Source organism: Cryobacterium sp. MP_M3 (genome assembly GCF_015752155.1).
GTDB lineage: Bacteria > Actinomycetota > Actinomycetes > Actinomycetales > Microbacteriaceae > Cryobacterium.
In genome coordinates this window covers 124,045-138,127 of record NZ_JADOVI010000006.1, presented here as the reverse complement: position 1 = coordinate 138,127, position 14,083 = coordinate 124,045, and the positions used below count along the sequence as shown (strand labels likewise).

At 70.9% G+C, this 14,083-nt stretch carries 14 protein-coding genes and 3 pseudogenes; 13 read left to right on the top strand and 4 right to left on the bottom strand.

What is annotated here, in order from left to right:
* Positions 1-42: 42 nt before the first annotated feature.
* From IWX89_RS09165 to IWX89_RS09155, 3 genes are read left to right on the top strand one after another with little or no spacing between them, the layout of a single operon-like run.
* Positions 43-594, top strand: a complete 552-nt coding sequence (locus tag IWX89_RS09165; RefSeq protein WP_196903243.1) for a MarR family winged helix-turn-helix transcriptional regulator — start codon at positions 43-45, stop codon at positions 592-594.
* 4 nt (positions 595-598) lie between these two features.
* Positions 599-1,126: an adenine phosphoribosyltransferase gene (locus IWX89_RS09160; RefSeq protein ID WP_196903242.1), complete on the top strand. Its 528-nt coding sequence runs from the start codon at positions 599-601 to the stop codon at positions 1,124-1,126.
* 36 nt (positions 1,127-1,162) lie between these two features.
* Positions 1,163-2,137, top strand: a complete 975-nt coding sequence (locus tag IWX89_RS09155) for an SDR family NAD(P)-dependent oxidoreductase (RefSeq protein WP_196903241.1) — start codon at positions 1,163-1,165, stop codon at positions 2,135-2,137.
* 198 nt (positions 2,138-2,335) lie between these two features.
* Here the strand turns inward: IWX89_RS09155 and IWX89_RS09150 are convergent, their stop codons facing one another.
* On the bottom strand, positions 2,336-2,956 hold the full coding sequence (locus IWX89_RS09150) for a thermonuclease family protein (RefSeq protein ID WP_196903240.1): 621 nt from the start codon (positions 2,954-2,956) through the stop codon (positions 2,336-2,338).
* A 189-nt stretch (positions 2,957-3,145) separates the two neighbouring features.
* Between IWX89_RS09150 and IWX89_RS09145 the strand changes: the two genes are divergently transcribed.
* Together IWX89_RS09145 and IWX89_RS09140 are read left to right on the top strand one after the other, a co-directional pair.
* A complete protein-coding gene (locus tag IWX89_RS09145; protein WP_196903239.1) occupies positions 3,146-3,703 on the top strand; it encodes a hypothetical protein in 558 nt (185 codons plus the stop codon).
* A 37-nt stretch (positions 3,704-3,740) separates the two neighbouring features.
* The gene (locus IWX89_RS09140) at positions 3,741-4,514 is read left to right on the top strand and encodes a putative protein N(5)-glutamine methyltransferase (RefSeq protein ID WP_307836480.1); all 774 of its coding nucleotides are present in this window, start codon (positions 3,741-3,743) and stop codon (positions 4,512-4,514) included.
* A 242-nt stretch (positions 4,515-4,756) separates the two neighbouring features.
* On the opposite strand, the pseudogene IWX89_RS19120 reads toward IWX89_RS09140, so the two are convergent.
* The 3 genes and pseudogenes from IWX89_RS19120 to IWX89_RS19115 form a co-directional block, all read right to left on the bottom strand.
* A pseudogene (locus IWX89_RS19120) lies at positions 4,757-5,263 on the bottom strand (ABC transporter permease); the annotation flags it as partial.
* A gap of 172 nt (positions 5,264-5,435) precedes the next feature.
* Positions 5,436-6,086, bottom strand: a complete 651-nt coding sequence (locus IWX89_RS18795) for an ABC transporter ATP-binding protein (protein WP_196903238.1) — start codon at positions 6,084-6,086, stop codon at positions 5,436-5,438.
* A 16-nt stretch (positions 6,087-6,102) separates the two neighbouring features.
* Positions 6,103-6,246: pseudogene (locus IWX89_RS19115) on the bottom strand (ATP-binding cassette domain-containing protein); the annotation flags it as partial.
* A gap of 151 nt (positions 6,247-6,397) precedes the next feature.
* On the opposite strand from IWX89_RS19115, the pseudogene acsA reads away from it, so the two are divergent.
* The 8 genes and pseudogenes from acsA to IWX89_RS09085 all read left to right on the top strand — a co-directional run bounded on the left by acsA (position 6,398) and on the right by IWX89_RS09085 (position 14,083).
* Positions 6,398-8,202: pseudogene (acsA, locus tag IWX89_RS09120) on the top strand (acetate--CoA ligase).
* A complete protein-coding gene (pdhA, locus tag IWX89_RS09115) occupies positions 8,199-9,236 on the top strand; it encodes a pyruvate dehydrogenase (acetyl-transferring) E1 component subunit alpha (RefSeq protein WP_196903237.1) in 1,038 nt (345 codons plus the stop codon). The pseudogene acsA and the gene pdhA overlap by 4 nt, the downstream one beginning before the upstream one ends.
* Positions 9,233-10,213: an alpha-ketoacid dehydrogenase subunit beta gene (locus tag IWX89_RS09110; RefSeq protein WP_196903236.1), complete on the top strand. Its 981-nt coding sequence runs from the start codon at positions 9,233-9,235 to the stop codon at positions 10,211-10,213. Before pdhA ends, IWX89_RS09110 begins: the two co-directional genes overlap by 4 nt.
* Positions 10,206-11,960 carry a 2-oxo acid dehydrogenase subunit E2 gene (locus tag IWX89_RS09105; protein ID WP_196903235.1) on the top strand — a complete coding sequence of 585 codons (1,755 nt, stop codon included), beginning with the start codon at positions 10,206-10,208 and terminating at the stop codon, positions 11,958-11,960. Before IWX89_RS09110 ends, IWX89_RS09105 begins: the two co-directional genes overlap by 8 nt.
* Positions 11,961-12,038: 78 nt before the next feature.
* Positions 12,039-12,416, top strand: coding sequence for a YciI family protein (locus IWX89_RS09100; protein WP_196903234.1), 378 nt, complete (start codon positions 12,039-12,041; stop codon positions 12,414-12,416).
* Between the two features lie 28 nt (positions 12,417-12,444).
* Complete coding sequence (locus IWX89_RS09095) at positions 12,445-13,017, top strand: dihydrofolate reductase family protein (RefSeq protein ID WP_196903233.1); 573 nt, start codon at positions 12,445-12,447, stop codon at positions 13,015-13,017.
* An 80-nt stretch (positions 13,018-13,097) separates the two neighbouring features.
* Positions 13,098-13,547, top strand: a complete 450-nt coding sequence (locus IWX89_RS09090) for an NUDIX hydrolase (RefSeq protein ID WP_196903232.1) — start codon at positions 13,098-13,100, stop codon at positions 13,545-13,547.
* Between the two features lie 35 nt (positions 13,548-13,582).
* Positions 13,583-14,083 (top strand): hypothetical protein, encoded by a 501-nt coding sequence (locus IWX89_RS09085; RefSeq protein ID WP_196903231.1) that lies wholly within the window; start codon positions 13,583-13,585, stop codon positions 14,081-14,083.

Here is a 14,083-nt window from a genome sequence, read left to right as displayed (position 1 = left end):
GTATCTAACTAGGTTAGCTAGTTCTGAGGCTAGCATGGAGCAATGTCATCCCCAGCAGCCTCGCCACCGCCGGGCGCCTATTGGGACGGAATGCACGGTGACGGCCCCGACAGCGCCACTGCGGTGCTGAAAGCGGTTCGCGATTTCCGCGGAAAGGACGCCTCCATGCGTCGCCGCACGCAGGCCGCACTGGCCATCAACGAGACGGATCTGCTCGCCATTCGCCACCTGATCAGGGCCGAGCGCGCGGGAGAGTCGATCGGCCCGACCGAGCTGAGCGCCCGCCTCGGGATCACCTCGGCCGCCACGGCGAAGCTCCTGTCCAGGCTGGCAAGCTCCGGTCACATCAGCCGTGAACCGCACGCGGTCGATCGGCGAGCCCAGGTTGTGCACGTGACGCCGCGGGCCCACCAGGAGGTCAAGCGGGCGCTGGGTGAGGTGCATCAGCGGATGATCGAGGTCGCCGACGAGTTGAGCGTCGCCGACCGGCGTGCCGTCATCCGTTTCCTGCGGGAGATGAGTGCAGCGATGACGCCGACCGAGTCCTCCGCGCCCGCGCGGCCGCACCAGCCCGACCGGCATCGCCTACGCTGATCCAGTGCCAACTCCCGCAGCAACCCATGTCAATACCCTCCTCGCCTCCTACCCGAACTTCCCTCAGCCGGGCATCCTGTTCCGCGACCTGAACCCCGTCTTCGCCGACGCCGCCGCATTCCGCGCCCTCATCGATGAACTCGCCGGCCGGTTCGCGGGGGAGTTCGACGCCGTCGCCGGCATCGAGGCGCGCGGCTTCCTGCTTGCCGCGGCCGTCGGCTACGCGGCCGACGTGGCCGTGCTCGCCGTGCGCAAGGGCGGCAAACTTCCCGGCGCCGTCCTGACCGAGGAGTACGACCTGGAATACGGTTCGGCCTGCCTCGAACTCGAAATCGGCCAGCTCGCTGCCGGCTCCCGGGTGCTCGTCCTGGACGACGTGCTGGCGACGGGCGGCACCATCGCCGCGACCTCCCGCCTGATCGGGCGCGCCGGCTATGCCCTGGCCGGCGTGGGCGTGGTGCTCGAGCTCACCGAGCTCGAGGGCCGCGGCCGCCTCGGCGACGTCGCGGTGCATGCCATCGTGGCTCTCTGACCTGACCGGCCCCGCAGTCGTGGATACGCTGGAGGGATGACGAACACAGCGCAACACAGTCTCCACTCCGGCTTCGGCCCGGGCTCCACCGCGGCTGAGGTCCTTGACGGGATCGACCTGGCCGGTCGCGCCGCGATCGTCACCGGCGGCTACTCCGGTCTCGGCATCGAGACGGTCGCCGCCCTCGTCGGCGCCGGAGCGCGCGTGACCGTTCCCGCTCGCCGACCCGACGTGGCCAGGGCCGCCCTCGATGCGCGCGGCCTGGGCGCAGTCGCCGTCGAAGAACTCGACCTGGCCGACCTGGCGAGCGTGCGCGCCTTCGCCGACCTTTTCCTGGCGACCGGTCGCAGCGTCGACATCCTGATCAACAACGCGGCCATCATGGCGGCCCCCGAGGCCAGGGTCGGTGACGGCTGGGAATCGCAGTTCGCCACCAATCACCTGGGCCACTACGCGCTCACCAACCTGCTCTGGCCCGCGCTCGTCGCCCACGGCGGGGCCAGGGTCGTCGCGCTCTCGTCTACCGGTCACAAGCTGTCCGGCATCCGGTTCGACGACCCGCAGTTCAGCTCCGGCTACGACAAGTGGGTGGCGTACGGCCAGGCCAAGACCGCCAACAGCCTGTTCGCGGTCCAGCTCGACCTGCTCGGCGCCCCGCAGGGTGTGCGGGCGTTCGCCGTGCACCCCGGCGGCATCATGACGGACCTCCAGCGCCATCTGCCCAGGGCGGAGATGGTCGCGTCGGGCTGGATGACCGAGGACGGCGTCGTCAACCCGCGGTTCAAGTCCCCGGCGCAGGGGGCGGCGACCTCGACCTGGGCTGCGACATCGCCCCTGCTCGCAGGCCTGGGCGGGGTCTACTGCGAGGACTGCGACATCGCTGAAGCGACCGTGCCGGACGGCCCGGACGCCCGGGTGTCCGGGGTGAACGCGCACGCCATCGATCCGGATGCCGCAGCCTGGCTCTGGGCCTACTCCGCCCGTCTCACCGGCATCAACGCGTTCGCCTGAGTCGAGGCTGCAGCGGCCAGCGGGGACTGCTCGCCCGGATCCACCGTGCCTGGAAGAAAGACCCCGACGGATGTCGTTCGGCCGGCGCCGCCCTCGACTTCGACGCCGTGGCGCGCGGAGGGGCGGCCGCCGTCAACCGGATCCTGGCGAAAATCCCGGAGCAGGTCAGCTTCGCGAGTCTGTGCCGCGGGCCGACGCTCAGCAGGCGCCCCACATGCCGGATCCCGCCGTCGTGGCGGCATCCTCCGCGGCCCGAAGCAGGGGATAGTAGGCGTCGTTCGGCGGGATGACCAGGGATTCGGCGGCGCCGTCCTCGACGAGCTCGTAGTTGACGAACCGTCCGTCGTCACTCCAGAGGTAGAACAGGCTGCGGCCGAACCTGTCGGTCGGCTCGCGGTCCGCGGTGATCCACACGGTGCTCCCGTCGGGCACCAGGGCGCGCAACGCCAGCGTGGCCTCGTCGCCGTAGCACTCGGCGCCGTCGCCGACCTCCGGAGTGTCGATCCCGATCAGGCGCACCTTGACGGCATCCGTCGACGGCACGAGGGCATTGGGCTGGTCAGCGCGGAGGAAGAGCGTGTCCCCGTCGTGCACGTGCTCGACCGTCATCGCCACCGCGCCGACCGGGCGCGCCGGCACACCGGCCGGCGCCGTCCCTGCCGCGTCGGACTGGACGGAGGGGGCGACCGTCGTGCCACGGCCGGTGACATCCACCAGCGAGCCCAGTGGGCCGCCCGGCTGGAACGCCAGCAGACCGAGAGCACCGACAGCGACGACCGCCAGCAACAGCCCGGCACCGCGAAGCATCGTCCTGACCATGTCTCGAGACTAGGGCAGGAGCGCGCGGGGGCCGCAACGATCCGGGCTCCCTGTGACCGCTGTCCCCTTTCATGCCGACTGCGGCAGGACGGGGCAACTGCTAGCTTGACGGCAGACGACCTCGGTCGCCCGGCAGACGATCCTGCATGATCGGGATGGAGGAGCTGCCCCAGCACGGGGGATCCAGCCATGCACATCACCTGCCCGTATTGCCAGTCGAACGCGACCCTCGCCCCGAATCCCGCCCATGAGCTCCAGGCCACAGTGCCCCTCTACCTCCTGGACTGCACGGGTTGCTCCCAGACCACCGTGCGCCACGACAACCAGGAGCATCTGGTCGCGGCACTCGTCGGCACGCGCCACGGGAACGGCTGCCACGAGCTGACCGTCTCCGCGGACGCGATCGGCCACACGAGTTTCCACACGGATCCCACGGGCCGCACCACCCCGAGCATCGGCTATTCGGAACTGCTCGAATACGTCACCTGCCGGATCAGCGCCGCCGACACCTTCAGTCTCATGCTCCACACCGTCGAGATGGGCACCCGCTACCTGTCGCCGGAGGGCGGCGTGCCCTACCAGGCCGTGCGCGGCTGGGTCGTGACGAACGGAGAGATCCACGCCCTGTCCGGGCAAGAGGTCTGGGAGGCATCCTGCCGCGATTCCGCCTCCGGCCTGCCGCTCGACCCGGAGGGAGGCATCCACTACGTCGACGCGGACGACATCCCCCGGCCGTACCCGTGGTGACTCGCGAACCGGGCCTCTGATCTGGCAGTCTGGGTCTGTGGCGTCACCGGTCTCCTCCCCGCTCATCGTCGCCCGGCTGCGGGCGGCCGGCTGTGTGTTCGCCGAGGACGAGGCCCGTCTGATCCGGGCCGCCGCGCGCACGACGGGCGAGGCCGACGCGATGGTCGAGCGCCGAGCTGCCGGTGAACCGCTCGAGTACATCCTGGGCTGGGCCGAGTTCTGCGGACTGCGTGTCGCAGTCGAACCCGGGGTGTTCGTGCCGCGCCGCCGCACCGGCCTGCTGGTGCGGGAGGGCGTCACACGCTGCGGCGCCGGATCGACCGTCGTCGACCTGTGCTGCGGCTCCGGAGCGGTGGGGATGGCCGTGGCCGCCGTCCATCCCGAGGCCCGGCTCTACGCGGCCGACATCGACCCGGCCGCCGTCCGCTGCGCCCGGCGCAACCTCGGCGCGGACCGGGTGTTCGAGGGGGACCTCTTCGACGCGTTACCCCCAGCGATCAGGGGGAAGGTGGACCTGCTGCTCGTCAACGCGCCCTACGTGCCCACGGCAGCCATCGACACGATGCCGCGGGAGGCGCGCCTGCACGAGACCCGCACGGCCCTGGACGGCGGCGCCGACGGGCTCGCGGTGCATCGCCGGGTGGCCGCCGGCGCACCGGACTGGCTGGCAGCCGGTGGCCGGCTGCTCATCGAGACCAGCCGCGCGCAGGCCCCGGGAACGGCGGCCATCCTCGACGGGGCCGGGTTCGCCGCTCGGGTCGTGACCTCGGTGGCGCTGGGCGCCACCGTCGTCATCGGAGCGGTGCGGTGACCCGTTGGCCGGTTCAGGCGGAGTAAAGCACCACGCCGACCGCGTAGGGGAGCAGGGCGAAGACCGCCCAGGCCGGATGCGCACGGCGGGTGGTGTTCTGCGGGTCCCAGCCGAAGAGCACAACTGCCAGGCCGAAGGAGATCGTGCCTCCCGCGAGCAGGATGGCCAGGGACCCGGGCGGCGTCCTGACCCATTGCCAGGCCGGCGAACGCGTCCATCGCGTAGCCCGTCGGGAGAATCCGTGAGACCCGGGCCAGGGTGTCGGGGAGGATGCTGACCGGCAGCATGAGCCCGCCGAGGATCATCGACGGAATGAAGACCAGTTGGGACAACAACACGGTCATCCTCGTGTTCGCCGACACGACCCCGATCAGTGCGCCCGCTCCCGCAAGCGCGAAGGCCGCCGCGGCGAACACGAGGAGGAAGCCCGCCCAGTTGCGGGGCGCCGCACCGCCGAACAGGGCCGGCGCGCTCGCCGCGATCACCAGGGCCACGACCAGCGCGTGCATCATGCTGGTGAGCACGGGGATCACCAGCAGCGACAGGGCGGGCACACCGTTGATCTTGTAGGAGCGGAAGATGCCCGCGTTGCGTGCGCTCACCAGGGTGTCCGGCATTCCGAGGAGTGCCCCGCTCATGATCGCGAAGACCGACATCGCCGGCACGATGACGGCCAGGAACCCTGGGTTGACCTGGCCGAGCAGCGCCCCGAACAGCACGTAGCAGCCGAGGGGGAAGAGGTAGTTCATCAGCATCAGGGTCTTGTTGCGGATGCCGATCCGGAACTCGAAGCCGAGGTGTAGCGCGAAGGCCCTCATCGGGTGGCCCCTTCCGTGGTGATCTCGAGGAACGGGTCCTCCAGGCTCGGGCGCTCGACGCGGAGGTCGACGAGGGGATCGGACTGTGCAGCCAGGTAGGCGATCACCGCGGACACGGTCGGCCCGACATCCGTGCTGAAGTACACGGTGTAGTCGCCGCGCCGGGACGAGCGGCTGACGGCGGGGAAGACGGCTCCGGGCCGGCCGAGGGAGTCGTGCTCGGTGCGAACCGAGACCCGGGTGTGACCTCCGCCGGCCGCGGCGGTTCCAGCGGCGTCCCCGTCGCCGCGATCGCCCCGCGGAGCAGGATCGCCACCCTGGTCGCCAGCTCGGATGCCTCCGCCATGTCGTGCGTGGCCAGGAGCACCGTGGTGCCGGCAGCCTGCAGCTCCCGGATGAGCTCGTGCAGCATGGTCCGTGACGCCACGTCCAGGCCGGAGGTCGGCTCGTCGAGGATGAGCGCGGCCGGGTCGTGGGCCACGGCCAGGGCCAGGGCCAGCCGCCGCTGCTGCCCGCCGGACAGTTCGTGGTGCTGCGCGCCGCTCCGGTCGCCCAGGCCGACCCGGTCGAGGAGATCCAGCCGCGGCGCGATCCCGTGGTACGCGCAGAAGAAGCGCATGGCCTCGCCGACGCGGAAACTGTCTGGCAGGGCGGATGCCTGCAGCTGCACCCCGATCAGCGCGCTGAGCCGGCGCCCCGCGCGCGTCGGGTCGACACCGGCGACCCGCAGCGTGCCGCCGTCCGGCCGCCGCAACCCCCCCCAGACTTTCGAGGGTGGTCGTCTTTCCGGCACCGTTGGGTCCGAGCAGCCCGAAGACCTCGCCGCGGTGCACGTCGAAGCTGATCCCGTCGACCGCGACGAATCCCCGGTACACCTTGCGGAATTCCCTGACCTGGATGACGGGGGCATCCATCGAACCACCTCCGCTGCCTCGCGTGGCGATGACCCGGGAACTCGCCACTGGCTCGGAAGTGAAACCCCGCGCGGACGAGTCCACTACGGACGGAGGACCCACGGGACCTTCGTCCCTATGCCCTGCGCGCAGGGTGGAGTGCCATGGGGGCATGACGGCAGGCATAGAGTCCGGCACGCGCTGGCCCACGATCCGGAAGGACCTGGCCGCGCTGACGGTGCGGCCGAACCTGGTCGACTACGACGCCACCTGCGCCGGCTTCACCTGGGACGAGGCCCGGCGCGGGCTGTCGGGGCTTCCGGGTGGCCGGGGGCTCAACATCGCCTTTGAGGCGGTCGACCGGCACGCGGCCGGCCCGAACGCGGAACGGGAAGCCCTGCGGTTCGTGCGGGCCGACGGCAGCGCCCACTCGCTCAGCTACGCCGCGCTCGCCGAGGAGAGCAGCCGGTTCGCCGGCGTGCTGCGGGAGCTCGGCATCGGACGCGCCGACCGGGTGTTCTCGCTGATCGGCCGCGTCCCCGAGCTGTACGTGGCGGTGCTGGGCACCTTCAAGAACGCGAGCGTCTTCTGCCCGTTGTTCTCCGCCTTCGGCCCCGAACCCGTGCGGCAGCGCCTGCACCTGGGCGGCGGCCGGGCCCTGGTGACCACCCGGGCGTTGTACCGCAAGAAGGTCGCCCCGGTAAGGGACAGCCTGCCCGAGCTGCGCCACGTGCTCCTGGTCGATGCGGCGGGCGATCCTGAGCCGGGCACCCTCGACCTGGCCGCCCTGATGAGGGATGCCCCGCCCTACGGTGAGATCGCCGCGACCGGGCCAGAGGAGATGGCGCTCTTGCACTTCACGAGCGGCACCACCGGCACCCCGAAGGGCGCCATCCACGTGCACGACGCGGTCACCGCGCACTACGCGACCGGGCTGTTCGCGCTCGACCTTCACCCGGACGACGTCTACTGGTGCACCGCCGACCCGGGCTGGGTCACCGGCACCTCCTACGGGGTGATCGCGCCGCTCGTCCACGGGGTGACCGCCATTGTCGACGAGGAAGAGCTCGACGCCGATCGGTGGTACCGCTCCTCGCCGAGCAGAAGGTCACCGTCTGGTACACCGCCCCCACCGCCCTGCGGATGCTGATGAAGGCCGGCGCCGACCGGGTGGCCGCCCACGACCTCTCGGCCCTGCGCTTCGTCGCCAGCGTCGGCGAGCCGCTCAATCCCGAGGTCGTGGTGTGGGGTCAGGAGGCGTTCGGCCTGCCCGTTCACGACAACTGGTGGCAGACCGAAACCGGTGGGATCATGATTTCCAACTACGCCGCCGCGGAGATCCGGCCCGGCTCGATGGGCAGGCCGCTGCCCGGCGTCGAGGCGGCACTGGTCGCCCGCGACGTCGAGGGCAAACCGGTACTGCAGGGCGCAGACGCGGTGCTCGTCACCGAACCGGATGCCCTGGGCGAGTTGGCCCTGCGCCCCGGCTGGCCGTCGATGTTCCGCGGCTACCTCAACGAGGAGGAACGCTACCGCCGCTGCTTCGTCGGCGGCTGGTACCTCACCGGCGACCTCGCCAAGCGGGACGCCGACGGCTACTACTGGTTCGTCGGCCGCGGCGACGACGTGATCAAGTCCTCCGGGCACCTGATCGGCCCGTTCGAAGTGGAGAGCTCGCTGATGGAGCACGAGGCCGTCGCGGAGGCGGCGGCCATCGGCATCCCCGACCCCGTCGCCGGAGAAGTCGTCAAGGCGTTCGTGGAGCTGAAGGCGGGATTCGAGCCCACCGAGCACCTTCGCCTGGAGATCATCGGTTTCGCCCGCAAACGGCTCGGACCCGCCGTGGCACCCCGGGAGCTCGAGTTCACCACGGCCCTGCCCAAGACCCGCAGCGGCAAGATCCTGCGCCGCCTGCTCAAGGCCCGCGAGCTCGGCCTGCCCGAGGGGGACACGTCGACCGTGGAGGTGCCGCGATGACCGGACAGCCGACCGAGCGGAGAACCGCCGCCGACCCCGAGCACTCCCGCCGGCTGCTGCGGGACATGCTCAGGGTCAGGCGCTTCGAGGAGAAGTGCGTCGAGCTCTACAGCGCGGCGAAGATCCGCGGGTTCATGCACGTCTACATCGGCGAGGAAGCGGTCGCGGCCGGCGTGCTGGGCGTGCTCAGCCCCGACGACGCCGTCCTGGCCACCTACCGGGAGCACGGCCACGCCCTGCTCCGCGGCGTCTCCGCCGGAGCCATCCTCGCCGAGATGTACGGCTTTCAGGAGGGTTGCTGCCGGGGGCGGGGCGGATCGATGCACCTCTTCGACGCGGCCACCCGCTTCTACGGCGGCAACGCCATCGTCGCCGGCGGACTGCCCCTCGCGGTGGGCCTCGCCCTCGCCGACAAGATGGCGGGCCGCTCCCGAGTCACCGCATGCTTCTTCGGCGAGGGCGCGGTCGCCGAGGGCGAGTTCCACGAAAGCGTGAACCTGGCCGCGCTGTGGCAGTTGCCGGTGCTGTTCTGCTGCGAGAACAACCTCTACGCGATGGGCACCGCGCTGGGACGCTCCGAATCGCAGACGGACATCGCGCTGAAGGCATCCGCGTACGAGATCCCGGCCTGGTCGGTGGACGGGATGGACGTGCTCGCCGTCGACGAGGCGGCCGGGCGGGCCGTCGACTCCATCCGCGGCGGCGGGGGACCGCATTTCCTCGAGCTGCGCACCTACCGTTTCCGGGCGCACTCGATGTACGACCCCGAGCGCTATCGGGACAAGGCCGAGGTCGCCCGCTGGGTCGAACGCGATCCGATCGACCTGTTGCGCGAGACCCTGGAGGCCGCCGGAGACCTTCCGGAGGAGACCTGGACGACTATTCAGGGCGAGGTGGATGCCGAGGTGCAGGCGGCCGTCGATTTCGCCGAGGCAGGCACGATCGAACCGGTCGAGGAACTCACCCGCTTCGTCTACAGCGAGCAGGCCGGCGGAACCGACAAGACCGGCAGAACCGGGCGGGCCGGGACATGAAGACCACCTACCGTGAGGCGATCCGAGCCGCGATCCGGGACGCCATGCACCGTGACGACCGGGTGTTCCTGATGGGCGAGGACGTGGGCAGCTACGGCGGCTGCTTCGCGGTGAGCCTCGGCCTACTCGAGGAATTCGGCCCGGAGCGCATCCGGGACACCCCGCTGTCGGAGTCCGGGTTCGTCGGCGCCGGGATCGGTGCGGCCCTCGGCGGCATGCGCCCGATCGTCGAGATCATGACCGTCAACTTCAGCCTGCTCGCCCTCGACCAGATCATGAACAACGCCGCGACGCTCTCGCACATGTCCGGCGGGCAATTCAGCGTGCCGCTCGTGATCCGGATGACGACCGGCGCCGGGCGCCAGCTCGCCGCCCAGCACTCTCACAGCCTCGAGGGCTGGTACGCCCACATCCCCGGCCTGCGCATCCTCACCCCGGCGACCCTCGCGGACGCCCGCGGGATGCTGTGGACCGCACTCCAGGAACCCGACCCGGTGCTCATCTTCGAGCACGGTTCGCTCTACAACCAGGCCGGGGACCTCCCCGACGTCGCCGGGGCGGTCGACATTGACACCGCCGCCGTGCGGCGCCAGGGCGGTGACGTGTCGCTGATCACCTACGGCGGCACCCTCGGCCTGGTGCTCGAAGCGGCGGACCGGCTGGCCGGCGACGGGATCGAGGCGGAGGTGCTCGATCTGCGCACCCTCCGCCCGCTCGACGACGCGGCCATTCTCGCCACGGTTGCGAAGACGCACCGGGCCGTCGTGGTCGACGAGGGGTGGCGCAGCGGCAGCCTCTCCGCCGAAATCAGCGCCCGGATCACCGAACACGCCTTCTACGACCTGGACGCGCCCGTCGGCCGGGTGTGCAGCGCCGAGGTGCCCGTGCCCTACGCCAGGCACCTCGAACAGGCGGCGCTGCCGTCGGTCGAACGCGTCGTTGCCGCGGCCAGGGAGGCGGTGGGTGCGCATGGGTGAGTTCCGGATGCCGGCCCTCGGGGCGGACATGGAGGAGGGCAAGCTGGTCGAGTGGCTGGTCAAGCCGGGGGACTACGTGCACCGCGGCGACATGGTTGCCGTCATCGACACCGACAAGGCCGACATCGACGTCGAATCGTTCGAGGACGGCGTGGTCGCCGAGTTGCTCGTCGAGGTCGGCACGACGGTGCCGGTCGGCGGCGTTCTCGCCCGGATCACCCAGACCCCGGCGGCCGGGGTAGCGCCTGCCGGCCCCCCGGTCGCCGGTCCTGCCCATGCGGCAGCGGCACCGACGCGAGCCGGCGCCGAACCGATGAGGCCGTCGCGCCCCGCACCGAAGCATCCGCCGGCCGGCCGAACCGCCGGGGCGCCGGTCCCCGAGGCACAGCCGGTCCCCGAGGCGCCCACGGTCGCTGAGGCATCGCTGGAGCCGTCCGGATTCATCTCCCCGCCGGTTCGGCGCCTTGCCCACAGCCTCGGCGTCGACATCACCCGCCTGCATGGAACCGGCCGGAACGGTGCGGTGACCCGGGCGGACGTGGAGGCGGCGGTTCGAGTTCAGGTTCCGGGGGAGCCCTCGGTTCACCGGGTGCGCTCCTCACCCCGGGCCCGCCGGCTCGCCGCGGAGCTCGGCGTCGATCTGGCCACGGTGCGGGGGACCGGCCCGGAGGGAGCGGTCACCGAGACGGACGTCCGCAGCTCCGCCGGCGCGGCGGCCGTGCGGCCCGCTGCCGAGGAGCCCGCTGCCGAGCAGGCGGCCGCTCAGCCTGCCGCACAGCCCGCCGAGCGGCCCGCTCCGGGCAAGACGCGGCCACCTGGCCGGGAACCGCGTGAGGCCGCCGACCGGGCCGAGAGCCTGCGCCGCGCCATCGGCACGTTGATGACGCGGTCCAAGAAGACCATCCCGCACTACTACCTGAGCACCACCCTCGACCTCGGAGCCGCCCTGGCCTGGATGGAGGAGGCCAATCTGGCCCGGCCGATCTCGGCCAGGCTGGTCCCGGCCGCGCTGCTGCTGAAGGCGGCGGCGCTGGCCGCCAGGGAAGTCCCGGAGGTGAACGGGTTCTTCACCGACGGGTCGTACCACCCGAGCGCGGCCGTGCACCTCGGGGTTGCCGTGGCGCTCCGCCGGGGCGGCCTCGTCGCGCCGGCCATCCATGACGCCGACACCCTGGCCCTCGACCTGCTGATGGAACGGCTCAGGGACCTCGTCGGCCGAGCCCGCGCCGGACGCCTGCAGCGCGCGGAGATGGCCGACCCGACGATCACGGTGACCAACCTCGGCGACCTCGGGGTCGAGAGCGTCTTCGGCGTCATCTACCCGCCGCAGGTCGCGCTCGTCGGCCTCGGCCGGGTGCTGGAACAGCCCTTCGCCCGAAACGGGCTGATCGGCGTTCGCCCGATCGTCACGGCCACACTCTCGGCCGATCACCGGGTCAGCGACGGCCTGCGCGGCGGGCGTTTCCTCGCCCGAATGAATGAACTGCTGCAGAAGCCGGAGGAACTATGCGTACAGGACGCCCGCGAGGCGGTGCGTGCCGCGATCGGCCAGGTCGCGCCCGATGTCGACCTCGACGCGGAAGACGAGACGGCCAGGTTGCGCCAGGACCTCGAACTCGATTCCCTCGACTTCCTGCGCCTGATCGAGACGATCGCCCAGGCGACCGGGGTGGACACGCCGGAGCGGGACTACGGCCAGGTCGCGACGGTGAAGGGACTCGTCGACTACGTCGCCACCCACGGCTGACCCGGTCCGGGCACGTGGATCCGACGCTGGCGCACTCGTGCGAGTGGTGTCAGTATTGTTCGAGCGGAAGGACGTCCGATGCGATACTCACTCCTCGTCATCAGCAAGGAACCCGGCGACGCCGAGGTCAGCGAAGAAGCCATGACCTGGGGCCGGGCCGCTTTCGACGCCTACGCGAAGTCGCTGGATGCCGCGGGTGTGCTGGTCTCCGCCGACATCCTGCAGCCCGTGGCGGCGTCGACCACGATCTCGGTTCGCGACGGCGCCCTCCGGGTGCAGGACGGTCCGTTCGCGGACACACAGGATCGGCTCAACGGCACCTTCGTCATCGACGTTCCCGACCTCGATGCCGCCATCGACTGGGCCCGGCAGTGTCCGGGCGCGCTCTACGGCGCCGTCGAAATCCGCCCGTCCGCGATCATCTTCCGCGACGGTGAATGGCACAGCCAGCCGTGACCGCCCGAACGCCGGCGAGGGGAGAACCATGGCCAAGCTGATCTACGCCGGCATCACGTCGCTCGACGGGTATGTCTCGGATGCGGACGGCAAGTTCGACTGGAGCGCGCCCGACGCGGAGGTGCACGCCTTCGTCAACGACCTCGAGCGGGACATCGGCACCCAGCTGTTCGGGCGCCGGATGTACGAGGTGATGGCCGCCTGGGACACCATCGACGACACCGATGAGCCGGAGGCCATCAAGGACTTCGCGGCACTCTGGCGGGCGACCGACAAGATCGTCTACTCGACCACCCTGGAATCGGTCAGCGCTCCGCGTACCCGGCTCGAACGGGAGTTCGACCCTGCCGCTATCCGGCGGCTCAAGGACAGCGCGCCACGCGACCTGTCCGTGGGCGGCCCGGGGCTCGCCAGACACGCGATCGAGGCCGGTCTGGTCGACGAATACCATCAGTTCGTGTCGCCCGTTCTCGTGGGCGGTGGCACCCGGTTCTTCCCGGCCGGCGTGCGGCTGCGGCTTCAGCTGGTCGACGAACGCCGCTTCGGCAATGGCGTGGTTCACCTGCACTACCGCGCCCTGCCACCCGGCGACGTTCGGTGACGATCCACGGCTCTCTGATTTCACGGCTCTGACATCGTGGCTCTGTGACATTTCACGGCTCGGTGACGCATGCTGGGCAGATGAGCGGTAACGGCGACACCTGGGTCTACGGCCCCGACGGTCGGAAGTTCTGGGGGCGATTCGGTGCGGCCGGTCTCCTCGTCCACCACCTGGAGCGGGGCGTGCTGCTGCAGCACCGCGCCCTCTGGAGCCACCAGGGCGACACCTGGGGGCTGCCCGGGGGAGCGCGGTACGAGCACGAGACCGCGCTCGAGGCCGCCCTGCGCGAGGCCGGCGAGGAGGCCGGGGTGCCGGCCGACCTGGTCAGCGTGCAATTCAGCTCGGTGCTCGACCTCGGGTTCTGGTCCTATACCACCGTGGTGGTGCGCGCGAACCGGCCGTTCGAACCGGTGATCAGCGACCGGGAGAGCATCGCACTCCGCTGGGTGCCGACCGACGAGGTCGACGCGCTCCCTCTGCATCCGGGCTTCGCCGCGGCGTGGCCGGCGCTGCGGCTCCGGCTGGGCTGACCTCTGGGAGCGGCTACCGTGGTTCCGGAGGCACCATGAACCTGGAACCCATGTTTCTCGCCGTCGACCGGGTGGCGGGAGGCCGGAGCGTCGACTACACGATCCCGCCGGAAATGCGCGACCACCCGCGCACCCGGCGCGCTTTCGTCGCGATCGCCTGGCTGCTCGCTGCGGAACTCGTGCTCGGTGCTGCGGCAGCGGTCGTGGCGGTCGTGCTCGCCCTCGGCGGGTCCGCCGTGCCGTTCTCGGTCTGGATGCGCACCTTCGTGGTGCTCGCGATGACCCTCACGCTGTTCTACTTCGCCTGGCGCGCCCAGAAGGGGTTTTACTGGGCCTACTCCCGCCTGCGGCTGTTCAGCAAGCTCTTCCCCGTGATCACCCTGGTCCTCGCCGCGATCCCCGGTCTCTACCCGTTCTGGATGGTCACCGAACAGATCCTGTTCAGTCTGATCATGATCGGCGTCGGCGATTACCTCTCCTCAGACCACATGAGGGATGCCTTCCCCAAGCCGCCCAGGCAACCGCGCCGCGCCTGA